Origin of the sequence: Streptomyces sp. 150FB (assembly GCF_000818195.1) — a bacterium.
In the GTDB taxonomy this organism is placed as follows: domain Bacteria; phylum Actinomycetota; class Actinomycetes; order Streptomycetales; family Streptomycetaceae; genus Streptomyces.
This window is the reverse complement of the sequence record NZ_JTHL01000002.1, coordinates 103,348-128,462: the sequence shown is the minus strand read 5'-3', so window position 1 is coordinate 128,462 and position 25,115 is coordinate 103,348. Positions and strand designations below refer to the sequence as shown.

The 25,115-nt window shown below is 68.1% G+C and carries 25 protein-coding genes and 2 pseudogenes; 8 read left to right on the top strand and 19 right to left on the bottom strand.

Features of this window, described 5'->3' with window-relative positions:
• Nucleotides 1-160 precede the first annotated feature (160 nt).
• Nucleotides 161-685, bottom strand: coding sequence for a hypothetical protein (locus tag QR77_RS41740; protein WP_040029670.1), 525 nt, complete (start codon nucleotides 683-685; stop codon nucleotides 161-163).
• Between the two features lie 445 nt (nucleotides 686-1,130).
• Between QR77_RS41740 and QR77_RS41730 the strand changes: the two genes are divergently transcribed.
• Nucleotides 1,131-1,640 (top strand): hypothetical protein, encoded by a 510-nt coding sequence (locus QR77_RS41730; protein WP_040029668.1) that lies wholly within the window; start codon nucleotides 1,131-1,133, stop codon nucleotides 1,638-1,640.
• 276 nt (nucleotides 1,641-1,916) lie between these two features.
• Here QR77_RS41730 and QR77_RS41725 read toward each other — a convergent pair whose 3' ends face one another.
• Nucleotides 1,917-2,690: a hypothetical protein gene (locus QR77_RS41725; protein ID WP_040029667.1), complete on the bottom strand. Its 774-nt coding sequence runs from the start codon at nucleotides 2,688-2,690 to the stop codon at nucleotides 1,917-1,919.
• Nucleotides 2,691-2,815: 125 nt separating this feature from the next.
• Between QR77_RS41725 and QR77_RS41720 the strand changes: the two genes are divergently transcribed.
• From QR77_RS41720 to QR77_RS41715, 3 genes are all read left to right on the top strand, one after another.
• On the top strand, nucleotides 2,816-3,490 hold the full coding sequence (locus QR77_RS41720; RefSeq protein ID WP_040029720.1) for an HNH endonuclease family protein: 675 nt from the start codon (nucleotides 2,816-2,818) through the stop codon (nucleotides 3,488-3,490).
• A gap of 9 nt (nucleotides 3,491-3,499) precedes the next feature.
• On the top strand, nucleotides 3,500-3,700 hold the full coding sequence (locus QR77_RS46365; RefSeq protein WP_150130637.1) for a hypothetical protein: 201 nt from the start codon (nucleotides 3,500-3,502) through the stop codon (nucleotides 3,698-3,700).
• 212 nt (nucleotides 3,701-3,912) lie between these two features.
• Nucleotides 3,913-5,904, top strand: coding sequence for a S9 family peptidase (locus tag QR77_RS41715; RefSeq protein WP_236711254.1), 1,992 nt, complete (start codon nucleotides 3,913-3,915; stop codon nucleotides 5,902-5,904).
• A gap of 93 nt (nucleotides 5,905-5,997) precedes the next feature.
• Here the strand turns inward: QR77_RS41715 and QR77_RS41710 are convergent, their stop codons facing one another.
• From QR77_RS41710 to QR77_RS41635, 16 genes are all read right to left on the bottom strand, one after another.
• The gene (locus tag QR77_RS41710; protein ID WP_040029665.1) at nucleotides 5,998-6,771 is read right to left on the bottom strand and encodes an NAD(P)H-dependent oxidoreductase; all 774 of its coding nucleotides are present in this window, start codon (nucleotides 6,769-6,771) and stop codon (nucleotides 5,998-6,000) included.
• 151 nt (nucleotides 6,772-6,922) lie between these two features.
• Complete coding sequence (locus QR77_RS41705) at nucleotides 6,923-7,333, bottom strand: ectoine synthase (protein ID WP_040029664.1); 411 nt, start codon at nucleotides 7,331-7,333, stop codon at nucleotides 6,923-6,925.
• A 62-nt stretch (nucleotides 7,334-7,395) separates the two neighbouring features.
• A complete protein-coding gene (locus QR77_RS41700; RefSeq protein WP_040029663.1) occupies nucleotides 7,396-8,637 on the bottom strand; it encodes an FAD/NAD(P)-binding oxidoreductase in 1,242 nt (413 codons plus the stop codon).
• The gene (locus QR77_RS41695) at nucleotides 8,634-8,831 is read right to left on the bottom strand and encodes a ferredoxin (protein ID WP_040029662.1); all 198 of its coding nucleotides are present in this window, start codon (nucleotides 8,829-8,831) and stop codon (nucleotides 8,634-8,636) included. Before QR77_RS41695 ends, QR77_RS41700 begins: the two co-directional genes overlap by 4 nt.
• 25 nt (nucleotides 8,832-8,856) lie before the next feature.
• Nucleotides 8,857-10,062 (bottom strand): cytochrome P450, encoded by a 1,206-nt coding sequence (locus tag QR77_RS41690; RefSeq protein WP_040029661.1) that lies wholly within the window; start codon nucleotides 10,060-10,062, stop codon nucleotides 8,857-8,859.
• A gap of 60 nt (nucleotides 10,063-10,122) precedes the next feature.
• Entirely contained in the window at nucleotides 10,123-10,656 is a 534-nt protein-coding gene (gene ectA, locus QR77_RS41685) for a diaminobutyrate acetyltransferase (protein WP_107069182.1), read from the bottom strand.
• 64 nt (nucleotides 10,657-10,720) lie between these two features.
• Nucleotides 10,721-11,983 (bottom strand): diaminobutyrate--2-oxoglutarate transaminase, encoded by a 1,263-nt coding sequence (ectB, locus tag QR77_RS41680; RefSeq protein WP_040029659.1) that lies wholly within the window; start codon nucleotides 11,981-11,983, stop codon nucleotides 10,721-10,723.
• Entirely contained in the window at nucleotides 11,980-12,243 is a 264-nt protein-coding gene (locus QR77_RS41675; RefSeq protein WP_040029658.1) for an acyl carrier protein, read from the bottom strand. Before QR77_RS41675 ends, ectB begins: the two co-directional genes overlap by 4 nt.
• A gap of 67 nt (nucleotides 12,244-12,310) precedes the next feature.
• The gene (locus tag QR77_RS41670) at nucleotides 12,311-13,861 is read right to left on the bottom strand and encodes a class I adenylate-forming enzyme family protein (RefSeq protein WP_040029657.1); all 1,551 of its coding nucleotides are present in this window, start codon (nucleotides 13,859-13,861) and stop codon (nucleotides 12,311-12,313) included.
• Nucleotides 13,861-14,814, bottom strand: a complete 954-nt coding sequence (locus tag QR77_RS41665; protein ID WP_040029656.1) for a 4'-phosphopantetheinyl transferase superfamily protein — start codon at nucleotides 14,812-14,814, stop codon at nucleotides 13,861-13,863. Before QR77_RS41665 ends, QR77_RS41670 begins: the two co-directional genes overlap by 1 nt.
• Before the next feature lie 47 nt (nucleotides 14,815-14,861).
• Complete coding sequence (locus tag QR77_RS41660; protein ID WP_040029655.1) at nucleotides 14,862-16,148, bottom strand: alanine racemase; 1,287 nt, start codon at nucleotides 16,146-16,148, stop codon at nucleotides 14,862-14,864.
• A 238-nt stretch (nucleotides 16,149-16,386) separates the two neighbouring features.
• Entirely contained in the window at nucleotides 16,387-16,917 is a 531-nt protein-coding gene (locus QR77_RS41655; RefSeq protein WP_040029719.1) for a transposase, read from the bottom strand.
• Between the two features lie 50 nt (nucleotides 16,918-16,967).
• On the bottom strand, nucleotides 16,968-17,453 hold the full coding sequence (locus QR77_RS41650) for a winged helix-turn-helix domain-containing protein (RefSeq protein ID WP_040029654.1): 486 nt from the start codon (nucleotides 17,451-17,453) through the stop codon (nucleotides 16,968-16,970).
• A gap of 211 nt (nucleotides 17,454-17,664) precedes the next feature.
• Complete coding sequence (locus QR77_RS41645) at nucleotides 17,665-17,952, bottom strand: hypothetical protein (RefSeq protein WP_040029653.1); 288 nt, start codon at nucleotides 17,950-17,952, stop codon at nucleotides 17,665-17,667.
• 65 nt (nucleotides 17,953-18,017) lie between these two features.
• Nucleotides 18,018-19,001, bottom strand: coding sequence for a LuxR family transcriptional regulator (locus QR77_RS41640; protein WP_040029652.1), 984 nt, complete (start codon nucleotides 18,999-19,001; stop codon nucleotides 18,018-18,020).
• 341 nt (nucleotides 19,002-19,342) lie between these two features.
• Entirely contained in the window at nucleotides 19,343-19,918 is a 576-nt protein-coding gene (locus QR77_RS41635) for a CGNR zinc finger domain-containing protein (RefSeq protein ID WP_040029651.1), read from the bottom strand.
• Between the two features lie 322 nt (nucleotides 19,919-20,240).
• Here QR77_RS41635 and thpD point away from each other — a divergent pair, with 322 nt between their 5' ends.
• From thpD to QR77_RS41625, 3 genes and pseudogenes are all read left to right on the top strand, one after another.
• Nucleotides 20,241-21,143 (top strand): ectoine hydroxylase, encoded by a 903-nt coding sequence (gene thpD / locus QR77_RS41630; protein ID WP_040029650.1) that lies wholly within the window; start codon nucleotides 20,241-20,243, stop codon nucleotides 21,141-21,143.
• Between the two features lie 16 nt (nucleotides 21,144-21,159).
• Nucleotides 21,160-21,291 (top strand): annotated as a pseudogene (locus QR77_RS49705) (M56 family peptidase); the annotation flags it as partial.
• Nucleotides 21,292-21,701: 410 nt separating this feature from the next.
• Nucleotides 21,702-23,015, top strand: coding sequence for an MFS transporter (locus tag QR77_RS41625; protein WP_160311034.1), 1,314 nt, complete (start codon nucleotides 21,702-21,704; stop codon nucleotides 23,013-23,015).
• A gap of 490 nt (nucleotides 23,016-23,505) precedes the next feature.
• Here QR77_RS41625 and QR77_RS41620 read toward each other — a convergent pair whose 3' ends face one another.
• Nucleotides 23,506-23,844 carry a MerR family transcriptional regulator gene (locus QR77_RS41620; RefSeq protein WP_040029648.1) on the bottom strand — a complete coding sequence of 113 codons (339 nt, stop codon included), beginning with the start codon at nucleotides 23,842-23,844 and terminating at the stop codon, nucleotides 23,506-23,508.
• A gap of 861 nt (nucleotides 23,845-24,705) precedes the next feature.
• Between QR77_RS41620 and QR77_RS44690 the strand changes: the two are divergent.
• Nucleotides 24,706-25,115 (top strand): annotated as a pseudogene (locus QR77_RS44690) (ATP-binding protein); the annotation flags it as partial.

The window sequence follows — 25,115 nt, the reverse complement described above, 5'->3', positions numbered from 1 at the left end:
CGCCCGCGTGCGGACCGTCATCGCCCGCCGGTCCCAGGGCCTACCGCCCTGCCTCGATCTGGCGGTAATGCGGTTCCTGGAGACCCGCGCGGGAGGCAGAGGAGCCCCGGAGGTAGTCAAATATCTCCGGGGCCGGCTCCTTGGCGGCCTGACGTGCTTGTCAGCCGATGCCGGTGACGGACAGTGCGGTCGTCCAGTTGTTCTTGATGGCGGAGCGGGCGGCGGAGAGGGTGATGGTGCCCTTGCAGACTGCGTTCTTCAGCTTGGTCTCGACACCGTCCTTGCTGGTGGCGGTGTGCGTGCCGGAGTACGGCTCGGGCCACAGGTTCTTCGGGTCCCGCGGTGAACCGCCCAGCTCCAGGGGAATCTGGTGGTCCTCCTCGTAGGAGGACGTGGACGTGTCGGCGTATCCGTACTGCGCGATCTGCGTGACCTTCAGCGGAGTCGTGTACGAGGTCGGCGGGCGGACCGTCGCGGTCCACCCCGACACACAGATCGTGGAGTTGATCGTCGACTGCGTCACATCAGAGTTGTACACACCGGGCGTACACGCCGGGTCGGGCAGCGGCAGATAGGACTGCGAGCAGGTCGCAGCCTGCGCGGAACCCGTACCCAGGACCACGGTAGCGGCGGCGAGCGTGAGGGCGGAGCTGGTGGTGACGAGTGTGCGGACCAGAGCGCGCATTCCACTTCCCTGTCATAGGTCCCGGCGCGGCAGCCGGGGACGCGTCCATGACACCCCACACCTCGCTACGCGGGTAGATCCGGACCCGTGAATTCCTTATGACCACCGAGTTCGAACGACACACCAACTCTCCACAGCCCCCTGGACTGCCGCCGATGCACCCCGGTCGTCACCAGCGGTGGTTGTGGCCGTACGTCGGTGCTACCGCGGACGACGTCGACCGCTGCTGCTGGCGGTCGTTCCTGCGTTGCTTCGACGTGAAGCGCCGCCGGGCCCAGGTCGGTGGCCGTGCAGGCGGCGGGCGTTCAGTGGCCCTGTCCGTGGCGGGTGTCGAACTCGTCGTCCAGGTCGACGAGTCCGGGGAGTGCCGGTAAGAATCATGTCACCAGCCGCAAACAACGGTGATGTGCGACATCCCGTGAGTTCCCCTGCCACCATCAGGACCGTGACAGAGACACAGGCCGCGCTGTACGCCGCAGCTGTTGGCGCGCTCTCTGCGCTCGTAGTCGGGTGCTTAGCCGGTTGGGCAGCGCTCCGGCAGGTAGCGAAGACCGCAGAAGCTCAGCGCAAACAAGCCGACTGGCAGATTCGCAGCGAGGAGTACGCCAACTTCGTCCGTGTCATGTTTCGCTTCCGCGCTTCCGTAGGCCATGCTGCGCAGGCATCGCAGCTCTCTGCGGATCTCGCGAACGAGGTGCGCGCTCATTACGCGGATCTCGCCAACGTCGCAGCAACGCTCAGTATGCGCATCGCGGCAGATCCCGTGATGGACGCCATGATCGGCCTGGTGAACTGCGCCTACGCTCTGCACTCGCGGATCACCGACCGCAGACAGCTTTACCTGCGCTCACGAGATGCCGCGATGGATCGATTGCTCGAAGAATTCGAGGACGCGGAACTTGCTGTACGCAATGCCTTTCGCGACGATCTGTGGGGAGGGAAGTCTCTGCGGTGAAGCAGGCCCGTGGGCCCAAGGCGGCTGTCGGTACTGGCAAGCCAGTCGTCCGGACGAAATACGCCCGGCCGACACCCGCGACGCTCTGGACGCTTTACCTCACGTCGTCGATCTGAGGCGGGGACTGGACGTCGTCGTCGGCCGGCGGCTGGGCCCGGGCGCCGTCGGCCTCCGGCAGGCGGGTCCGGGTAAGGCGGCTGCGCAGGTCTGCGGCGCTCCAGGTCAACGGAGGGGCGGGGACATTCATGCGTCACCTGTCTTCGCGATCCGCCTGCGTCAGAGGGCCGCTGACGCGAGAGTGCCGTCGGAGGTGAGCCGCCCGGACCGTACGCCGGACAGCTCGGCGAGCAGCTCCAGCATCGCGTCGCGAGCCTGCGCGGCGTCGGCGGCCTGCTTGCCCACCGGCTCGAGGAATGGTGCGTCGTACGGTGCGACCGCCCATCGCAGTCCGGTCAGGTCGTCGGCCAGGCGCACCGGCCCAGCGCCCGCCGCCAGTGCGGCGGCCAGCGCGTGCATGGACGCCGCGACCGACGGATTTCCCTCCTGCGGCCACGCCGCCGAGGCGTCGACCAGGCGCTCGCAGACCTCCCGGATCCGGTCCTCGCGCGCCAGACACCAGGTGTCAGCGTTCCGCTGACACCTGCGCTCCTGGCGCTGGGCGGCAGCATCCCGGGTGCCGTCCGCGGACTTCTGTGCCCGCTCCAGACGAAGCGCCCGGCTTTCCGCGGACTGCCGGGTGCGCAGCCCCAGCGCCTGGGCGACCGCGCCCCACGGGGCCTCGCGCATGCGGGCGGCGCGGATCAGATCGGACTCCAGAGCGTCCATCTGGTCGCGGGCTTCGCCCAGTTGCGACAGGGCGGCCAGGATGTCCTCCGCCGGGACCTCCTGCGACCTCTCTCCCTGCCGGGCCGAATACCCGTACGCCGCCGCACGGACCGCTCTCATCGCTTCCGTCGGATCAATGAACTCGCGTCCGTCGTTGTAGCGCTCCCGGAGCAGCTTCTCCGCTGTGTTCCGGGCATGGCGCCGTGCTGCGTAGTCCATCGTCATGGCGTCAGCGTTCCACTGACCCGACGGGCTGTCAGCGGAACGCTGACATTGGGTACTTGTGCGCGCCCGGTCGGGTGAATGCGGCGTCATCCGGGCCTGAGCCGGGAGCACGGACCGCTACGACTATCCCCGTGAACATCCTTCGCGGCCTCGCTGCCGCCGCTCTCGCCGTGTCCGTACTGACCCCCACCGCCCCGGCCGCCGCCGCATCGGTCCCGGCCCCTGTGACCACCACCCTCCGCCAGGCCGTCACCCAGCTCCCCGTCGCGGAGGAGCACCGGACCGGCTACAAGAGGGACTTGTACAAGCACTGGAACCGCGGCTTGGACCTCGCAGACGGCTGCGACACCCGCCGGGAGGTCATCCTCTCCGAGGCCGTCACCGCCCCGCAGGTCGGAGCCGGCTGCAAAATCACCGGCGGCACCTGGCACAGCGCCTACGACGACCAGGTCGTCGTTGACGCCGGCCGCCTGGACGTCGACCATTTCGTACCACTGGCGGAGGTGTATGACTCCGAGCAGACACCGTGGAGCGCGGCCCGGCGGGAGGCGTACGCGAACGACCAGGGCAGCCCGGACACCCTGATCGCGGTCTCCGCCGCCTCGAATCGCAGCAAATCAGACAAGGACCCGGCGGAATGGCTGCCCTCGGACGGCTCTTACCGCTGCGCCTACGCCGCGACCTGGGCCGGCACCAAGTCCCGCTGGGGCCTGGCCGTCGACCCCGTCGAGCGCCAGGCGCTCCTCGCGCTCGCCCAGGAATGCCCCACCACCACCGTCGTCTACGAACCCGCCCCGTAGGCGGGACCCGTGCTCAGAACCGACAGTCCGCTCGGCCGCCTCATCAAAGCCCTGGCAGCCGTGCCTCTCCCGCGGCGCTACCCGCCGTCAGGCTGGGGCCCGTTGTGCGCCGCGCTCGCCGTGCAGCCGCTCCCCGACCGCCGTCTGGGCCGTGAGAGCGCCTCCGTACGGGAGGGCCATCCGTCGGCGGGGACCGACCTGACAGGCTGAAGGCGGCCGGCCCTTCGGCCAGCACCCGGAGGGAGACCGTCAGACGCGGGAGAGGAACGTCGCGGCGACGCTTCAGGTGCCGAGACGCCATCCGGACGTGCCCGAGTTCAACCGGCACCCCTACGACCCCGGGATCCGCGTTCTCCTGCACGACTGCTCACCCGACCCCATCCGCCGGGAGGCCACTGACATCGGCTCGACAGTGCGACAGGATGTCCGTTTGCCTCACCGACGAGCGAAAGGCCGTCCGTATGCCGCACCCGGCTCCCAACCCGACCGACCCGCTTACCGCCGAATTGGTGGTGGATGTCGCCGCCGCCGTGGCACCGGCCATCTCGTCGGACGGCCGCCTGGTCGCTCACGGAGTGGTCGCGAACGGTGGAAAGGACGGGCGTCCGCACGGCTCTATCTGGGTCGCTGCCGCGGACGGCAGCACCACCCCCCGCAGGCTGACCGACGGCACGGCCCGCGACCTCGCCCCGAAGTGGGCGCCGGACTCGGCCTCCCTCTTCTTCACTTCCGACCGCGGGGAGCGGGGCACCGCCCAACTTCAGCGGATCCTTGTGGACGGCAGCGAGGGTGTCGCCGGGGTCGAGGCCCTGACCAGATGGCGCGGCGGAATCTCTGACCACTGCCCGCTCGCCGACGGCCGCACCGTCGCCCTGCTCGCTGAGGACGAACCTACCGTCGAAGACGAACGCCGGGAGGCCGAGCGCGACGATGCCAAGGTCTGGGGCGAGCACCTCCCCGTCACCCGGCTGCGTCTCCTCGACCTGGCCACCGGCAAGCTCCGCACTGTCTATGGCCTTGGTGACCGTCATGTGGCTGAGCTGGCCCAGCGTCCGGACGGCGGCCCGCTGGCGGTGCTGAGCTGGTCTACCCCCGAACTTGACCCCGGCGTCATGACGGCGGAGCTGCACCTGGTTGACCCGGGCACGGCAGCCGTCCAGGACCTGGGCCCGGTCGGGGTCGAGGCCGGGTCCCCGGTCTGGTGGAACCATGACGGCGTCTGGCATCTTGCGCACCTGGCCGTGACCCCTCCGTACTCGGTCGGCGGGCTCGCCGTGATCGACACCGTCCCGCCCACGACCGGCCCCGCCCTCGAACACCGCAACCTCACCGCCGGCATGTCCGTCAGCCCCACCGAGCTGGTACAGGTCGCGGACGGGCCCCCGCTTGCGCTGTTCGCCGACGGGCTGGACACCGCGCTGTACCGGCTCGACCGGCAGTCCCTGCGATTCCATAAGTTGTCCTCCGCCCCCGGCACGCTCGCCAGGCTCACCGCGAGCCGCTCCGGGGAAACCCTCGCCCTACTGAGGAGCACTGCGTACGAACCGAAGAACGTCCACGCGGGACCCGTCGGCGGGCCACTGCTCCGGCTCAGCGACACTAGGCCCGAACTACGCAGGATTCGCTGGGGTGGCCAGGAGCGCCTCAGCTACCAGGCCTCCGACGGAATCCAGTTGGACGGACTACTGATCCTGCCGGCCGGCCTCACCCGGGACAACGGACCATTTCCGCTCGTCACCGTGGTCAACGGCGGCCCTTACGCCCGCTACGCCGACGAGTTCACCATCAATGCGATCGACTCCGGCCAGTGGCTGGCGACCGCGGGGTACGCGGTCTTCCTGCCCAACCCCCGAGGCGGCTCGGGCCACGGCCACGAGTTCGCCGCCATGGTCGCGGGTGCGGTCGGCGGCGACGAGTGGACCGACATCCTCAGCGGCATCGACCTGCTGGTCGCGGAGGGAATCGCCGACCCCGAACGCCTGGGAATCTCCGGCTGGAGCCATGGCGGCTTCATGGCAGCCTGGGCGATAGGACAGTCGGACCGGTTCAAGGCCGCCATCACCGGCGCGGGCATCAGCGACTGGGGCATGCAGGCGGGGACCGGCGACTGGGGGATCCTCGACGCGGCGCTCGGCGGCAGCACCGACTGGGAGGGCCCAGGACCACACGTTCACGACCGGCACAGCCCGATCTCCTACGCCTCCAGGATCCGTACTCCGGTACTGATCCTGCACGGCGAGGAGGACACCAACGTCCCGCTCGGCCAGGCGATCCACTTCCATCGCGCGCTGCGACACTTCGGGGTGGAGCACGAGTTCGTCGTCTATCCCCGCGAGGGCCACGGACTCCACGAGCGCGCCCACCAACTGGACGCCCTCCGGCGCATCCGCGCCTGGTACGACCGCTGGCTCTAGAGCTCAGCCAGTGCCTCATCGGACTCGATGCGATACGTCATGTCTCCAGAGTTCCAGACCAACCAGTCTCCGCGCGGTGGTTAAAGAACAAGCTCAGCTCTCAGTGCGGTAGTGGGCGGCGATCCCTGTGGCGTGCGGGTTGAGTTCGGGGCGCAGGACCAGGTCCTCGTCGTAGTCGCCGCCGTTCTGGTGGCGGAACGGCAGCGGCCCGGTGTACGGAAGGTCCTCGAGACGCTGGCGCAGGACGTTCGCGTGGAAGGCGTACGCGGCCTCGTCCACACGGTCGGCTCCGTGGACGAGCAGCGGGGGCAGGACCTCGATCCCTGCGTACCACAGCGTGCCGTGCTGGAGAGGGAAGAGCAGGTCGTTGAGCTCACCGTTGACGCCGCGAGGGCCGAGGCTCGCCTCCCGAGCACCGGCACTGACGACGACCATCGCGCGCTTACCCGCGAGCGCTCCCTCGCCGTAGCGCACTTGGCGCCCCCGGGCGTCGCGGACGCCGAAGGCGAACCCGCCGACGAAGACGCGGTCGAACCAGCCCTTGAGGATGGCCGGCATTCCGTACCACCACAACGGGAACTGCACGACGAGCGTGTCCGCCCAGGACAACTTGTCGTGTTCGACGGCGATGTCAGGGGACAACGCACCCCGTTCGAAGGCCTGCTGGGCCGCGCTGCCGACGAACAGCCGCTCGCCGTCGGGGTGGGAGAAGTCACTGGCCCTGACGACCGGGTCGAACTTCATCGCGTACAGGTCGCTGGTGCGCACCTCGCGCCCCTGGTCCAGGAGGTGTTGGACACCGTCGCGGTACAAGGAGCCGTTCAGGGAACGGGGTTCGGGGTGGGCGGTGAGCCATAGGACTTTCACTGTAGGCTCCCTTCTGGCAGATCCATGATCGTGCGCACCTACCCGGCCGGTCCCGAGGCACCCCGGCCGGGGCCGTCCCGGACGCGGTGACGCCGAGTCCCCGCCAGTGGCCTGGCGGAGACTCCAGGGGTGCGCGGGGTCGCGGCGCGGCCTACTTGGCCTCCACCACCTCGTCCGTCAGCAGCGGATAGACCCCGTTCTCGTCGTGGTCCTCACGGCCGGTGAGGGCCGGGGTGAAGATGCACAGGAACGTGCTGTCCTCGATCGGCTTGATCGTGTGGTTGTCGGCGTCGTCCAGGATGTGGAGAGTGCCGGGCGTTATGACGTGTTCCTTGTTCTCGTCGCGGTCGACCAGAATCATCTTCCCGGAGATGCAGAAGACGGCTTCCACGTGGTTCGCGTAGCAGATGTCGGTCTCGGTTCCGGCGTACACGACGGTCTCGGAAACCGAGTACCCGAATCCATCCGAAGCCAGCAGGATGCGCTTGCTGCGCCACGCGCCGCTCGCCGCCGTGACATCGCGGTCAGTACCTTCGATCTCCGAAATCCTACGAACCTGCATGATGTTCCTCCTGATCGTTCTCGAATCTTGGTGCTATGACAAATGAGGTGAGGTCGATAGGGCTAGCGCGTTTTCAGCGACTTCAGGAGCTCGATGTAGAGGCGGTTGAACTGGGCCCCTTTGTCCAGGTAGGCCGCCCCGACGATCGCGCTCTCCTGCAGGTACGTGACGAGGACTCCATCACCGGGGCGCTCGAGGTCACCGCGAACGATCTCCACGGAGTCCGCGTTCCTGGGTTTCCCCGCGATCTGGATGCGAAGTCCGAATACTTCGGTAGACATGCTGGGGAAGTATGCGATCCGGGTCATCTTCGATCCGTATCCCAGAGACGACGCTAGCGCCTTCCCGGCGATATTGCCGGTGTCAATCGCATTTTTCCAGAATTCCATTCGGGTTAGCCTTTCTGTGCCCCACGGGTCGGGATAGCGGGCGATGTCGCCGGCTGCGAAAACGCCCTCGCACTCCAGTACGCGCATATACTCGTCGACCCGTACCCCGTCAGACAGATCCAGGCCGTTCCCGTCCAGCCATTCCACGTTGGGAACGCTGCCGATGGCCTCGATGAAGAGCGGTCGTTCGGACGCCGCCCCGGGAGGCGACGCCGAGTGTCCGCCTCCGGAGCGCCTTCCCGAGCGGTCGCAGAGGAGCTCCTTCGCCGCCTCGCCTGTCAGCAGGGTGACGCCGTTCGCGGTGACCCAGCGTCCGAGCGCTCGCGCGACGTCCTCGCCCAGGATGTTCTCGAAGGGCCCGTGCCTCATCGCTTCGAGCATGACCACGTCGCAGCCGTACTCCTTGGCCAACGAGGCCAGTTCGCACGCGACGAACCCGGCGCCCGCGATCGTCACCACCTCTCTCCTATGGAGCTCCTGGTGGATGGAGTGCGCGTCGTCCAGGCCGCGCAGCGTCCTGTGCGCGTGCGAGGCGCACTCCTCGTCGTCGCGGACGGCGGTCCGCGGGCGTACTCCCGAGGCGACTACCAGGCCGTCGTAGGCGAACGTTCCGCCGGTGCTCAGGTGGAGGACCCTGCCGCGCAGGTCCGCCGCCTCAACGCGGGTGCCGAGGTGCCAGTCGAGCGCGCTGGTCTCGGCCCCCTTGACCCTCAGGTCCTCGGTGATGGCCGCTCTGAGGTCGGCCGACGGCGGGTAGCGCTTCTTCGTGAGACCTGGCCGGCTGTACGTGCGGTGGGCCTCGTCCCCGAAGACGGTGATCCTGGCACCGGTTTCGCAAGTGAGGACCGATTGGGCTGCCCGCAGGCCGGCTATGCCGGAGCCGACGATGCCGATGCGCGGCGCTGCGCCAGTCATGCGGCGTCACGGTCCATGACGATCGCCTGCAAGGGGCACGAGTCGATGGCGTCCTCGATCGCGTCGAGGCTTTCCTCGTCGAACGTCTCCTGGTACGCCAGCTTCCCGTCGGCGTCGAGCTCGAAGTGATCCGGCGCCGAGATGGCGCACAGGCCGTGGTTCTGGCACTTGACCTCGTCAACAGTGATCTTCATGGTCTCCTCCGATCGGAAGCGCGGTTTAGGAACGCGAGGTGAACGTGATGGGCAGCGCGACCGCCCCCGTGTTGCCGGAGTCGGGCAGCCACTCGGCGTCCTCCCCCACGTGCAGGTCGGTCAGCCGCGTGGCCAGCGTCGAGAGGGCCACGCCGATGTCCGCACGGGCGACGAAGTGCCCAAGGCAGTGGTGCAGTCCGCCGCCGAACGCGAAGTGCGGGGAGCGCTCGGCGTCGAGGTCGATGCGGTCAGGGTCGTCGAACGCGGCCGGGTCGGTGGCCGACGTCATGGTGAAGAGGTGGAGCGTGGTCCCCTTCTCGATCGTGCGCTCCTTGTACTGGAACGTCTCCGCCGCTTCGCGCGAGATCCAGCGGCCGATCGGGTTGACGCGCAGCGCCTCCTCGACCGCCGCGGCGGAGTAGCGCTCGGGGTCCGATGCCAGCTTCTCCCACTGGTCGGGCTGCTTGGAAAACGCCTCGACGCTCAGGGCCAGTTGGTTCCGGGTCGTGTCGATGCCCGCGAAGATCAACAGGATGATGAGGTTGATGAGCTCCTTGTCGGAAAGCTTGCCCGCGTCCTCGTCCCTCGCGTCCACAAGGGTGCTCAGGATGTCGCCCTTAGGGGACTCCCTGCGGCTGCGGACCAGAGACTCGGCGTACTCGGTTAGCTCGACGATGGCCTGGTCGATCCGGGCGATGTTCTCCTGGATGGTGATGCCGAGGCCGAGGCCGATCGTAGAGGCGAGTTCGTGGATCTTCTTCCAGTCGTTCTCGTCGATGCCCAGCATCACGCACAGAATCCTGGTCGCGTACGGTGCGGCGAACCGGCTCGCGAACTCGGTGCGCCCGTCCTCGATCCACTCGTCCACCAAGCCGTCCGCCAGGTCCTGGAACTTCGCGTGCAGGGGCGCTATCCGGCGAGGCGAGAAGGCGGGGTTCACCAAGCGGCGAATCCTGTTGTGCTCGCCGCCCTCCAGCACCAGCAGGGTCTTCTGCCACCACTCGTCGAAGCGTCCTTCGACGACCTCGTGCTGAGCGGGCCACTTGGCCGATCCTTGCGTCAACAGGGGGCTCTTCAGGAGGTCGCTGCTGTCCTCGTAGCGCAGGACGGCGATGCCCCAATCCGTACGTGCGTACCAGTGGGCGTCTCGTGCCTTCAGCACCTCCTCGGAGTCCATGCGGAAGTGGGCGTTGCTGATGTCGAGGTGCAGTGTCGTGGGTTGCGTGGCCATGGCGGTCGGCTCCCAGTCGTCGGATGCGGTGCTGCTCGGACCAGTGACGGGCGGCCCGGTTCAGCCGGCGGTCAGCGGGCCGATGCGGTACAGGACCTCGTCGTGGTGGCCCTCGCTGTCGGCGAAGAGGGAGCTAGGGAAGAGCACGCGGGTCTCGACGGGGGCCAAGTGCTTCTTTGCGTACTGCTTCAGCACCATGATGATCGCCTTGTTCTCGGCGGAGACCGTGGCCTCGACGTACCGGGCGCCGTTGGCAACCTGCTGGTCGGCCGCCTCCTGGAAGAGCTTGACGCCGAGGAACGGGATGCCGTGGCGCGGGTTGACGGCGGTCTGCCACACGAAGTAGGTCTCGGGCTCCTCGGGGCGGCGGTAGCCCGTGAGGAAGCCGACGAGTTCGTCGTCCACCGTCGCGACCAGCGAGCCGTCGGCGAAGTCTCGGAACCACAGCGAGTAGTAGTAGAGGCTGTTGGAGTCCAGGCCGGGAGTGTCCTCGACCATCTTCCACACGGCGGGTCCGTCCTGAGGGACCGGTGCGCGGAAGACGGCCCGCTTCTTCTCGGCAGTGTTCGGCTCCGTGGAGGCTGCAGTGGGCATAGTGATCGTCATGTCGGGTCGGGGCCTTTCTTTCGTGTGTCTCTCATGTCGGTGGCGGGCGCGGTCACGCCGTTTCGTAGACCGCGCGCTGCACGGTGCGCAGTCCCTCGTCGAGGTCGTCGGTGGTGATGGTGAGCGGGGGCAGCAGCTTCAAGACCTCGTCGTGGGCCCCGGAGGTCTCCACGAGGAGCCCGAGTTCGAAGGCGCGGCGTGCGGCGCGCCCCGCGTGCCAAGGGTCGGCGAGCTCCAGACCCCAGGCCATCCCACGGCCGCGGTAGGCCGATCCGCTGCGGTGTGCGGCGGTGTCGTGGAGCGCGGCCTCGATGGTCTGGGCGTGCGCCAGGGTCTGCCGCTCCAGCGTGTCGTCGCTCCAATAGGTGTTGAGGGCGGCGGTCGCGGTGACGAAGGCCGGGTTGTTGCCGCGGAAGGTGCCGTTGTGCTCGCCCGGCTCCCACACGTCGAGCTCCGCTCGGAACAGGCAGAGCGACATGGGCAGTCCGTAGCCGCTGATGGACTTGGAGACGGTGACGATGTCCGGCGTGATGCCCGACTCCTCGAAGGAGAAGAAGGCGCCGGTGCGGCCGCAGCCCATCTGAATGTCGTCGACGATGAGCAGCATGTCGTGCCGGCGGCAGAGCTGGGCGAGGGAGTGCAGCCACTCGGCGCGGGCGACGTTGATGCCGCCCTCGCCCTGGACCGTCTCGACGATGACGGCGGCCGGCTGGTTCAGGCCCGAGCCCTGGTCTTCCAGGAGCCGCTCGAACCAGATGAAGTCCGGGGTCCTGCCGTCGAGGTAGTTGTCGAACGGCATGGGGGTACCGTGTACCAGCGGGATGCCGGCGCCGGCCCGCTTGAAGGCGTTGCCGGTCACGGCGAGCGAGCCGAGCGACATGCCGTGGAAGGCGTTCGTGAACGACACGATCGACTCGCGGCCCTTGACCTTGCGTGCCAGCTTGAGGGCGGCCTCGACGGCGTTGGTGCCGGTCGGGCCCGGGAACATGACCTTGTAGGGCAGGTCCCGCGGGCCCAGCACCGTGTTCTGGAAGTACTCGAGGAACGCGCGCTTGGCCGTGGTGGACATGTCCAGCCCGTGGGTGACGCCGTCGTGCTCCAGGTAGTCGAGCAGAGTGCGCTTGAGCACGGGATTGTTGTGGCCGTAGTTGAGGGAACCGGCCCCGGCGAAGAAGTCGAGGTACTCGTGCCCGTCCTCGTCGTACATCCGGCTACCTTGCGCGCGGTTGAACACGGTGGGCCAGCTGCGGCAGTAGCTGCGTACCTCGGACTCCAGGGTCGTGAAGACGCTGAGGTCGGGCTGAGTGAGCGTCATGCCGCGACCTGCTCGCCCTGTGTGGCGAGGACGAAGTCGGTGAAGGTGTCCACGGAGACGAAGTCGTCCGCGTCCAGCTCCTCCGGGTCGACGACCAGGCTGATGGAGTCCTCGAGGAACATGAGCATCTCGAGCATGGTGGTGGAGTCCAGGTGCAGGTCGGCGAAGAGCTTCACGTCGCCGGTGAGACCGGCTACGGGGCGCTCCAGGACGTCGGTGAGGGCGTTCTCGAGAGCGGTGACGACGTGCTGGCGGTCCATGGTCAGTTCCTCACGTGTGTCGGGTGGTTGTCGTTCTCGGGCGTTGCTCTGGTGGGGCGTACAGGGGTCAGTGGGCTAGGCGCGCTTGGAGGGCCTCTGCGGTGACCGAGGCGGGCGGGTCTTGTTCGATCAAGGCGGCCAGCTTCTTGCGGTCGACCTTGCCGTTGCCGTTGGTGGGCAGGGCGTCTAGGCGGACGCAGCGGCGCGGGATCTTGAAGGGTTCGATGTGGTCCCGCATGCCCTCGCGCACTTGGTCGGCGGGGAGGTCCGCGACGACGGCGAGGAGCGCGGTCCGCTTGCCCTCGGGAGGCAGTACGACGGCAGAGGTCACTCCGTCGACCCGGGTCGCGGCGGCCTCGACCTCGGTGGTGCTGAGGCGGAACCCGCGCTCCTTGTAGAGGTCGTCCCTGCGGCCGGAGAAGTAGAGGTAGCCGTCCTTGTCCTGCCAGCCGTAGTCGCCGGTGTGCAGCTCAGGGAACAGCCCCTCCGTGCGCGGGAAGCGCTCGTCGGTCAGCTCGGGGCGACGCCAGTACCCGGCCATGACGTTGGGTCCGCGGACGACGATCTGGCCGATCTCTCCCGTGGGCAGCCGGTCTCCGTCGTCGTCGACGATGAAGACCTCGGTGCCTGGCAGCGGCAGCCCGCAGGAGCCCGGGCGGTCCAGGTCCCCATCGGGGGGCATGATCGTCGTGCGCTTGCACTCGGTGAGGCCGTACATCACCTGGATTCGCAGGTGGGGCAGGGCGGCCCGCAGCGCAGTCATGGTGGGCCCGGAGAGCGCCGCACCAGTGTTGGTGAGCAGGCGTAGGCGGCTCGGCCCTCCGCTGCTGCGGCTGAGCAGCCAGGCGAGTCGGTCCGAGACGGAAGGCATGGAGGGCAGGACGGTGGCGCCCGCCTCCTCCAGGCTGCGCAGCAGCGGGGGGCCGACCTCGGCGACCGTGGCCAGGTGGAGTCGGGCGCCGCTGAGGGCCGCGAGGTAGACCTGGTAGAGGCCGTAGTCGAAGGAGAGCGGGTTCGGGCAGTAGACGACGTCGTCGCTGCGGTACTCCAGGCACTCCTGGATCGCGGTGGCGGCGAATAGCACCTGCTGGTGGGTGCTGACCACGGCCTTGGGCAGGGAGGTGGTGCCCGAGGTGTAGATCAGGCTGGCAGGGTCCACGCCTAGGGCGTTCGGGTCGGCGGGGGGAGCGGCCTCGGCGATGTCCGCGTCGAGTGCCGTGCGCACGAGCTCGTCGAGCACGAGGGAGCGGACGCCGTGCTCGGCGGCGGTCCGTCCGGCGTCGAGGTCGTCGGAAACCAGCAGCGCGGGCTCGCAGTCGCGCAGAACGTGTTCCAGCGGCCCGCCGCGTACTTGCTCATGGAGCACGCTGAAGACGGCGCCGACGCGCGAGGCGGCGTAGACCAGGATGGCGATGCCGATGCCGTCGGAGGCGGTGACGATGATCCGGTCGCCGCGCCGCAGGCCCTCGCGCCGCAGACGGGCGGCCATGGCGGTGGTGGCGGTGGCGAATTCCCGATAGGTGAGGCCGCGATCGCGTGAGCTCAGTGCGGCCGACTCCGGGTCGCGGTCGGCGGCTCGGTCCAGTATCTCGTGCAGGAGCTGCGGAGTGCGGGGCATCAGGCCTCCTCGGCCGTGGAGGTGCGGGCGGTCGCCGTGTGTGCCCGGCGGTGGGGTACAACGGTGGTGGCGGTCGCAGCGCACACGAGTTGAGGCTCGTCGAGGACCTTGCCGGCGCTGTCGGCCACTTCGGGGCTGGCGCGGATGACCTTGTGCGCCTCCAGCTCGACCACGCGGCGCAGTCGAGTCTGGCGCACCAGCCGTGCGCGCGCCTCGATGTAGTCGCCAGGCCTCACGGGTGCGGTGAAGCGGATGTCGCTGTACTGGGCCAGCAGTCCTTCGTCGCCGTCCGTGTGGACGGTGATCTCGGTGACGAGGTCGCCGAACAGGCGCAAGATGCGCGCACCGTCGACGAGATTGCCCCCGTAGTGAGCCTCTTCCTGGCCGACGCGTACGCGGAGGAAGGCGGTGGTCTGCGCTTCTCGCTCGTCGCGGGTACTGGTCCCGATGGTCGCGGTCACGGGAGTGTTCGGCAGCGGCACGGCGTCAAGCTCCTTCGGTGCAGTGGGTTCGGTTCGTCCGTTTCCGGCTGCTTCGCCGGTAGTGTCGTCGGCGGTCGCACCAAGGGCCTCGGGGAGGCTGATGGCGACGGCGGCCACGACGTTCTGCTTATGAGTGATGGAGACCGAGACGGATGACGGGGTCAGTTGCGCGGCTCGTCCGCGGAGGTGGACGACAGGAGCGCCGTGCGCGGTGTGTTCCACGTAAATCTCCCGTGGCGTCACACCTTGTAGGAAACCGATTCCCAGGACTTTGAGGATGGCCTCTTTGGCGGCGAACCGACCGGCCAGGAATTCCAGGCGGCGATCTTCGCCGAGGGTCTCGGCGTGGGCTATTTCCTCCGGGGCGAAACTGAAGCGCAAGAACCAGGGTCGTTCGATGAGGCGGCGGAGTTCGGAGCGGTCGAGTACGTCCAGTCCGACTCGCGCAGCTTGCTTCGCTGCGGTTCTCATTCGGATCGGGTTCTCGTTCGGATCAGGTGTCCATACGGATCACGTGTTCAGGCGGACGCGGCGCGGAGATCGACGAGGCGCTGCTTCGCCAGCAGGTCCTCAGTCGTGTCGCGCTCCCGGATGAGGTGGGCGCGCCCGCCGTGGACGAGCACCTCGGCCGGGAAGCCGTGGCTCAGGAAGAGGCCGGGTGAGGCGGTCGGCCCGTAGGCTCCGGACCGCTCCACCGCGAGCAGGTCTCCCGGCCGTACTTCCGGCAGGCGGACCTTCTTGGCCACGACGTCGTTGGGCGTGCACAGGGGTCCGGTCACGCTGTAGGGTCGCGAGGCTCCGGCGGCCCGGTTTTCCAGGTGGCGGACCGGGAAGTTGCGCTTGACGAAGCTGCCGACGCCGACGGCGGCCATGTGGTGGTTCGTGCCGCCGTCGGCCACCACGAAGCTCTCTCCCATGGACTCCTTCACGTAGCGGGCGCGGACGACGTACGTCCCGGCCGTGGCGGTGAGGAAGCGGCCCAGTTCCATGATCATCCGGCAGTCTGGGTTGCGCACCGAGAAGGGGGTGATGACCTCCGCGAGGCCGGCGCCCAGCGCATCGAGGTCCAGGTCCTCCTCGTTCTCGAAGTAGGCGACGCCGAGTCCGCCGCCGAAGTCGACGGTCTCCAGAGGGAAACCGAGCTGTCCGGCCAGGTCCTCCGCGGTGGCGAGGATGCGCCGGGTGTTCTCGACGACGTCCTCGTGGTTAAGAAACCGCGTCCCCATGTACGCGTGCACGCCCTTCACTCGGACGTTGCGGAGGGCCGCGAGGCGGTGCTTGGAACCGCGGAGTTCGGCTTCATCGATGCCGAACTGCCGGGGTTTACCGCCCATGGCCAGCCCGGATCCCTTGCTGCCGAAGGCCGGGTTCACCCGGAGGAGCACCGGGAAGTCGTCACGTCCTGCCGCTGCCAACAGGGAGTCGAGCAGGTCGAGTTCGTCCAGTGACTCGCAGACAATGGCGTGAATGTCGGCTTCGACGCACGCGGTGAGCTCCCTCTCGTCCTTGCCGGGGCCGAGGAAGATGATGTCGCCAGGGTCGACTCCCGCCCGCAGGGCGGTGGCCAGTTCGGCGTAGGAGGAGACCTCGGCTCCCGTACCGAACGAGTTCAGCAGGGCGCAGACGCTGATGTTCGGGTTCGCCTTGAGCGAGTAGAAGATGTCGGCGCCGGCGGGGAGCAGGCCGCGCAACGTGCGGTACGTGTCCGCGAGGACGTCCGCGTCGTAGACGAACAGCGGGGTGCCGTACTTCTCGGCGAGATCCGCCATCGAATTTCCCTGGACACTGTTCTTCGAGGTCGTCATACGGTCACTGCCACCCGCCGTCGTCTTCGGGTGAGAGGCGAGGAATTCCCCTCTCCACCGGTGAGCTATCGGAGATGAACATTCGCTCTTTCATGACTCGCCTTTCGCTGGTTTGCTGTCCGGCGATAACGAGTCTGCGATGTTCGCAGCGGCGAGGGAAGGGCGGACGGTTGGCCTGAATGGGTCCTGACCTGTTCAGGCCTGCGGTCGGGTTACTGAGGTTTAACTCGTGGTGTCGTCATGCGGTTCTGATGGTCAGGCCGGTCTCGGTGAGGCAGCCGTCGATGAGGTTGCTGCGGTACTGGATGTGCCGTAGGCCGCTCCGGAGGGTGTGGTTGAGGTGTTCTGGCGTGGAGAAGACGATGTTGGAGAGCCAGCCGCGACGTAGCAGGGACCAGATGCCTTCGACGGGGTTGAGGTCGGGTGCGTAGGCCGGCAGGTAGAGGATGGTCAGCCAGTCCCGGGATGCGGCGAACTCCCGTAGACCTGCCGCCTTGTGCACGTTGAGGTTGTCCCAGATCAGGACGATGGGGCCGCCGAGCTGTTGGTGGGCTGCGATCAGAAGGTCCCGGTAGTCGCGCCAAGAGAAGCTCTTGCGCCCGTCACGTCGGCCGTCGTCCCGTCGCGGCCGGTAGATCAGCCGGGATCGGTGGCCGGGTTTGTAGCAGGTCAGCGCGGCGATCGATATACGTCTGCGAGAGCGGCCGCGGACTCGCACCACCGGGGTTCGGCCGCGCTGGGACCATGTCCTGGCATGCGACGGCGTCATGGAGAAGCCGGCTTCGTCCTCGAAGACCAGCCAGGCTCCATGAGCCGCCGCTAGTCTTCCGCGCGGGGCCACACCTCCTTGACCCACCCGGCCACCGCGTCGTCGTCGCGCTCCACGGCACGACGGGCCGGGACCTGGCATGACCAGCCGTTACGAACCAACAACTTGCGTACGCCCTGGATCGTGTAAGTGAGGTGGAAGCGCCGTCCGATCACCGTCTTCACACGGCTCAGAGTCCAGCGCTGGTCCTCCCAGCCGTGGGCGGCCGGCCCCTTGGCCAGCTCCGACTCCAACTGGGCGAACTGCTTCTCGCTCAGTCGCGGCAGCGATGCAGGCCCCTGCGATCGCAGGGATCGTGGACCGCCGTCGGCCCACGCTTGACGCCATCGCTGCACCGACCGGACGCTGACCCGCAGATCCCTGGCGATCGCTGAACTGCCCTCGCCCAGGGCGAACCGCTCAGCCGCCTGAAGCCGTAACTCCTCGCGTTTGCACTGCCGTTCAGCGGTCAACCCGCCACCCTGTGGATACCTCATCCTCCGGTGATACCGCAGGCAGGCACCACCCGTCAGCACCTATGACTTCACGAGTTCAATCTCAGTAGTCATCCGGCCAAAGGGCCACGGCGATCGCGACATTCTCCGGGCTGGACCGTTTGGGACACGCAAAAATGTGCATGCAGGTCCCACGCACCGCCCGGGCGCGGGCATCGGCGGCGCGTGGCACGGGCGTCGAGAGGAGCCGGGCTCACTCCATGTCGTAGGGGTGGAGGGGCACTTCGGCCCGCCGCAGGGACCAGGCGGCCAGAGGGCTGCATCTGGTGGTCGCGTGCTGCCAGATCCGCTTCGCCGCCGCCTCAGCCTCATCCAGGGAGGCGGCGCGGAGGAAGAGGCTGACGACAAGGTGGGGCCGCGTCTGCGTGTGAACGGTGACGTGGTCGACGACGTCCGGCGCCGCGTCGTGGAGCGCCTGCTTGATCTCAGCGGGTGGGTGGGCATCGCCCGAGGGTGCAAGGGTGAGATGTACGAGGTACATGAGTGGGTGTCCTGTCCGAATGGCCATTCCTTTCGACTGCTTGTCGATCGGCGACGTACGCGCCGTCATGGCCGGATGAGGCCCCTTGCAGCCGCGTGCAGGCCGGCTTGGAACCGGCTTCGCGCGCCGAGGTGGCCCATGAGCTTCGTGGCGATTCGGCGTGCCGTGCGGCCTGACACGCCCAGCCGCGCCGCAACGTAGTCGTCGGTGTGCCCGAGGGATAACAGCCTCAGGGCTTCCAGTTGTTGCGGACTGAGGCCCTGTTCGTCACTCGACTGGGCGCTCTCTCCAATGGGTTGGGCAGTCTGCCAAATATTCTCGAAAAGGGCGTACAGGGACGACACTACTCCAGCCGTCAGGAGGACCACCGCCCCGGCCGAGGTGTCCTCTGAGTCGACGGCGACGATGGCGATCTTCTTGTCGCAGATGATCAGGCGGTTCGGCAGCGAAGGCGCGGTGCGTATGCGGCCGCCTCGTTCGGCGAGCCAGTCCGCGTGCGCGACCGTGAGGGGATCGTTGCGGACGCTGTCCAGGTACACGGTGCGCATCTGTACCCCTCGCGCGAGCAGGGCGTCCGCGATCGGGCGCGAGCTGCGCCGGTTGGCCTCCGTCTGCGCTCCGCCCGGGGCGAAGGTCAGCAGCTCGTCCTGGACCTCGTTGTGAAGCGCCGCCAGGTAGTCGCGTACGGAGTCGACCCCGGTCAGGCGGTGCACCTCGTCCTTGGGACTCTCCTGGGTGAACTCCGACTTGAGCTGTAAGGCGGCGGCCTGGACCTCCTGCACGCGTTGCTGCTGGGCCGCGAGGTCGGCCCGTTCCTTGGCAAGCAGGATCTCCGCAGCGAGGTGAGGTTCCACGACGTGGAAGATCTGAGGGTCTTCGAGGGAGTGCCGCACCAGGGCCATCTCGCCGAGGGCGTCGAGTGCTGCCCGTACGTCCTGCTCGGTCAGTTCGAGCCGGCGCACCAGCTCGGTCACGCCCTCCTGCGGATGCGCCAGCATCTCGCGGTAGACCACTTCCGCGGTGGCGTCGATCTTCAGAACGTCCAGCATGTAATTCCCCCTCTGCACCTGCGTGCGGTGGCGGGACGAGGGAGTGCGGGAGCCTGATGGCAACGACGCCCTGTCCTCGTCGTCTACAGCGCCCGACGGTTGTCGAGCGGCAGCATTCCGAACTTGCGAGCAGCACACTGCGGCGCGGGCCGCTTCCAACGCACGAGGCAAGTCCTGGTGTGGACGCGGTCGGGATGAGCGACGATGGCGCGGCTACCCGCTTGCGACGGTCGAACACGGGGCGTTCTGGCCACCGTGCGACTGGGTCGGGCACCTCCCTGACGGGGAGGGACGGCCAGGAGGCAGGAGGGCGTCGGCTCAGAACGGCGCCCGGTGCGACCTCAGCCGGCGCGGCTCGGGTCTTGGCGCTTGTTGGCGAGGAACCGTGCCTTCTTCTCGCGGTTCCCGCAGGTGTTCATCTCGCACCATCTGCGCGTGGCGCCTCGACTGGTGTCGAAGAAGGCGGCCCGACACGTCGGGGACGCGCACAGCGCCATCCTCCCCTCGCGCGCGCCCGAGACGATGTCGACCGCGTCGGCGGAGATCACGCTGAGGGCGTCCTCGACGGAGGCGGAACCCAGGTACCACTCCTGTTCGCCTCGGGGCGAAAGGACCGCCGAGGCCTGGCCGCCCGTACTGCAGTCGTTGATGACCTGGATGGCTGCGGCGGGAGGGGGGACCTGCGTCGCGAAGGCGGTGGCGGCTTCGTGGATCGCTTCACGCAGTTGCCGAGCATGCTCCAGCTGGGAATCGCTGCACGAAACGACGTTGAGCCCGTTGACCGCCAACCAGTCGACCAGCCGCTCGGGGACGGGAATGCGTTCGACGGATTCACCGCAGCGTTCGGTGAGGGTCGCCGTGAAGCTGGTCGCCAGCACCTTGCCAAGACGGAACTCGGGGAATCGCTTGACGGACATGGAACCACCTTAGCCGGTTGCCACATCGAGGACAAGCAAGAGAACCGCTCCAGGCGGTTCCGCGCTGCTGGAGGGCACGGCGCTCCGCGTCCGCGTCTCCGTGGACGGACGGTGCACTTCGCGGTCCTGATTAGGCCAAGGACGATTCAGGACACTCGAAGACCCTTTCTTTACTCTCTGCGAGCTTGCAGTATCGAAAGGGCCGGAGGGCGGACCAATGAGCCGCGAGAAAAAATGCCTTGGAATTCCGGCACCTCGCCCCGCGAGCCGATGAATTGCGCGGCAGAAAAAGCCGCCGCTCCCCTGAAAAGGAGAACAGTACATGACTGTCGCTCAGCGCCCCGACCTTTATCCGACCCGAGTCCTCGGTGAGGCCGTTCCCAAGCCGCGGACGGACCCGTCGGTATGGGGGGAGGCTCCGGGCCCCCTCGACGCCGCACAGCTCAAGCAGTACGAGTCCAACGGCTACCTGGTCCTCGACAAACTGCTCTCCGCGCAGGAGGTGGACCTCTACCTCTCCGAACTCCGGCGCCTCGGCGAAGACCCGGCGCTGCGCGCGAGCGAGCGCGTCATCCTGGAACCGGAGTCCGACGAGGTCCGTTCCGTCTTCGAGGTCGAGAAGGTCAGCGAGATCTTCGCCGAACTGCTCCGGTCGCCCCGGCTCATGAACATCGCCCGCCAGGTACTCGACTCCGAGGCCTACATCCACCAGAGCCGGGTCAACTACAAGCCGGGGTTCGGCGGCGCCCCGTTCCACTGGCACTCCGACTTCGAGACCTGGCACTCCGAGGACGGCATGCCCCGGCCGCGCGCGTTCAGCGTCTCGATCTCCCTCACCGAGAACCACCCGTTCAACGGCCCGCTCATGGTCATGCCCTGCACCCACAAGACGTTCGTCCCCACGGTCGGGGCCACCCCGCAGGACTACCACAAGGAGTCGCTCCGCGTGGCCGCCCCCAGCGTCGGCTCCCCGGACCGCAAGCACCTGACGCGCATGGCGGAGGAGCACGGGATCGAGCAGATCACGGGTCCCGCCGGCTCCGCGGTGATGTTCGACTCCAACCTGCTGCACGGCTCCAACGGGAACCTCTCGCCGTTCGCCCGCTCGAACATCTTCATTGTCTACAACAGCGTGGAGAACACGCTGGGGGCACCCTACGCTGCGGACGCTCCGCGTCCGCAGTACCTCAGCAACCGCGAATTCCCTTACCCGCGGGGCATGTAGGGCACCCACGCCCGTCGTGGCGCTGCTCGGAGTGGTCGGTACGGCGCAGCTCCCCGGCAATCCGCTGCCCGACGCCTGGTCGGACCTCGAGGTCAGGAAAGCGGTGCCGTACGACGAGGTGTCCGGCCGCGCCGCCACGGCCGCCCTGTGCACAGGTGAGGCCGTGTCGGCCTCGGCCGTGGCGCTCCCTCTCCGGGCGCCGCACGGGGCGGGGCCCGACTTGCGTAGTTCCGGCCGCCGGCCCGCCGCGGAGTCGGCCTCCGACGCGTTGCTCGCGCGGCACCCCAGACAGGAGCGTGGAACCGGCTTGGCCGGTTGTCGTAGGAACCGCGGACTGGTAGAACCATCTTAGATGGTTCACTTTTCGGCTTGGAGACTTCATGGCCCCCTCGAAAACCAGCCCTGAGTGCCCTGCGGCCCACCGCGCGGCGCACGCACCTCCCACCGGGCTCGGAGAAAGAAGACCGACTGTGGATTTAGCAGTCCTGCCGGGCGTCGTCGCAACGGTCCTCCTCCTGCTGCGCTCGCCGAAGAATGCCAACTGAGACGAGGTCTGCCATGACCGGAACCGTCCTTGCCCCAGCACGGTCCACCACCGTGTCGAAGAAGGTCCTCTTCCCGCTGCTGCTGGTCCCCATGTTCCTGGGCGGTGTGGACTCCACGCTGTTCAACTCCATCGCCTACGACCTGCCGGTCCTGACCGGCTCATGGCACCTGTGGTTCATCGACGGGTACACGATCGCCCTCGCCTCCAGCGTCGTCCTCGGCTCGCGTCTGGGTGCACGCCTGGGTCCCGGCGTGACGCTGGCGACCGGCCTCTTCGTCTTCGCCCTCGCAGGGGCGAGTCCCGCACTGCTGGACTCGGCGACGACGTGGACAGGGAGCCGGTTCATCCAAGGCTTCGGCTACGCGCTGATCGTCTCCAGCGTCGCCTCGGTCATCGGCGGACTGCCCGAGACGTCGGAGCGCACCCTCGGCTACTCCCTGTGGATCACCACGTACGCCATCGGAGCCGGTACAGGACCTCTGATCGGCCGGGCGTTCGTCGGCATGGGCGCCTACACGATGCTCTTCTGGCTGCCCGCCGCCGTCGCCCTGGTGTGCGGAGTGCTCGCCACCGCGCTGCTGCGCGGCATCACCCTGGGACAGGCCTCGTCGACCAAGGTCGACGTCGCCTCCTCCGCCCTCGCCTTCGTGGGCTTCGGACTCTTCGTGGCCGGACTGCAGAGCCATGGCGCCGCGCTCGGGCGCCTCCTCGCGACGGTCGCGGGCTGCCTGGTCCTGGCGGTCTTCTGCACGCGGCAGCTCCGCTCGCGCGACCCGCTTATCGACGTACGGATGCTCAGCTTCTCCCGGCTTGGCGCGCCCTCCCTTGCGCTCGTCGTGAGTTCCGCCAGCTACACGGGATCGGTCTTCCTGTTCAGCGCGGAGGCCGACTCGCTCCTGTCGATCCTGCCGGTTTCGGTCCTGGCTCTGTGGGTCTCCCTCGGCGGGTTCGCGTTCCACAAGCTCCAGGCCCGATTCACCGCGGTGCACATGCTCCAGGTCAGCCTGGCCACCTGCGCCGTCGGCCTCATCGTGGCCGCCTCCATCGGCCTGTGGCCCGCCAGCTTCTTGATCGGCCTAGGCGTCGGCGTCTCCATGGCCTCCGGCGACGCCTACCTGCTGGGCAGCGTCCCGCCGAAGGACGTCGCGCGCGCCGCGGCCCTCCAGGAGACGGCCCTCGCGGTGGGTGCGGCGCTAGGCGTGGCCGGCTTCGGTGGCATCTTCGCCGCCACCGACTCGATCGTGGGGACGGCCGTCATCACGGCGGTCATCGTCGCAGTCGTCGTGGCGGCGCTGCGCTGCAACCGGGGCATCTTCAAGGCGTAGCCCGAGCGCCTCACGGGTCACGCGGGTGGCCACCGGTCCGCCGGTGACCACCCGCGTTCAGCGATCTACCGGCTGGCCGACGGTGTCGGTGTAGCGGGCGGTCTGCGTGTCGCGTCGAGCGTCACCGTCGCGTAGGACGGCGGGCCGGCCGGCAGCCGGTTGGTGACCAGCCGCATCGCCCACGGAGCCTCGGGGGCAAGCGTCGCCATGCGATTCCCTTTCCCCTTGCCGAACGAGGTCAGCCGGGCGGCTGCCGCCTGCACGGAAGAGGCCCGGCAGCTGCTCGCTGATGGTGTGGAGTCGGGTCCGTATTGCCGGCCGGACACCGCGCTCGGGGTGCTGAGATGACCGACCGCGCGCACGCTGGAGGTATGGCTTCTGCGCCGATCACCGTGCACCCGCCGGCCCCGTCGGGCGGGCGCCGCGTCATGGTCCACCGGTCCGGCGGCCGTGGAGAGAGTTGCCGGGAACGTCGGCGTTCCGGGCGGTATCAGGCTGCGGTCGTGGGGCTGGCCGATTCGGCGGTCTTGCGGTGTTCGGCGTTGATGCGCTGGGCTTCTTCGAGCTGGTCTTCGAGGATGACGATGCGGCAGGCGGCCTCGATGGAGGTGCCGGCGTCGACCAGTTCGCGGGCGCGGGCGGCGATACGCAGCTGGTAGCGGGAGTAGCGGCGGTGTCCGCCTGCGGAGCGCAGCGGGGTGATGAGGCGGGCTTCGCCAATGGCGCGCAGGAAGCCCTGGGTGGTGTTGAGTATCTCGGCGGCGCGGCCCATGGTGTAGGCGGGGTAGTCGTCGTCGTCGAGACGGCCGTAGAAGTCGTCTGCTGCCATCTGTTCCTCTCTGGGGACGCGTGGAGGGGCCCTGGTGCCATGTGGCACCAGGGCCCCGAAGGAACTGCTACACCATCTGCCGACCCTGGGACTGCGCCGGCCTACTGTCTCCGCACCGCCGCCGAGGGGGCTGGCAGGGGGTGCGGGGATCGCGGTTGCTCGACCGGAGACCACCTCACTATCGATGTCCTGCGGTACCCGGACTCAAGACGTCCGCCCGGGCGATCCTGATGGCGCTCGGCTCCTCCGTTCTTCCCTCTTGATCAGCACTTATCTTGATGCGTACTGCTGTGACCTGAGTAAGCGTCACTCTTCGGCAGCCAGCCCCGTCGCCTGTCCTGCGTCTGCTCTGGCTTGGAACCCCACTGCCGAACCTCCCGGTGCGCGCGCCCGCAGCCGACGCCTTCACCAAGGTGCTGCTGTGTTACTCACTGCTGGGTACTGCGAACTGCACTTACTGGTACTGCCACCGCGTCAGCCGCGGTCCTGCTCGCGGCGGCCCCTGATCACTGCGGGCCACCCGGTCCGGTCGCCAGTCCCGTCGCCGTCCTGCGCCAACCCTGGCTTCGAAACTCCGCCACCGCACCGTCGTGCGAACTGCAACTGCTGTACTGCTGCCCGCCAGTTCGTCTCTGCCGGGCCTTGTCGATCTCGGCTACGAGAGAAACCATAACCACGCCACCACCCAATGTCTACTCCAGCCATCATAGATTTTCGTGTGTCCGGTGGTGCGGTAATCGCCTCCGAAGGAAAGGAACGGAGACGGTCCGGCAGCCCTTCAGCCCCGGGTTGCCGGACTGCATGCGGGGTACGAGCCCCCGCAGACGGCAGCGGGCATGGCGATCCAGGGACGGTGACCTGATGGACAAGACGAGCGTCAGCGTCGCAACAGCCTCCTGCGTGACCTCCGCCGCCGACGCACGCGACAGCGCCCGGGACTTCCTCGAAGCCCTCGGAGCGCCGACGATCGCAGCCCAGGTGGCCGACCGGTGGTCCTGGTCGTCTCGGAACTCGTCACCAACGCCCTGCGCCACGGCGGCGGCACCTGCAACCTGGACCTAACCGCCCACCCGGACGGCCTCGAGGTGGCCGTGCGCGACGGCAGCTCGCAGCCGCCGCGCATGCGCACCCCCGACCTCAACGGCGGCACCGGAGGGTTCGGCTGGCCCATGGTCAACCGCCTCGCCACCACCACCGCCGTCACCCGCCGATACGGAACAACCCGGTTGATGGCTTCGCGCTTCGCGGATCTTGAAAATTACGGGGCTGAC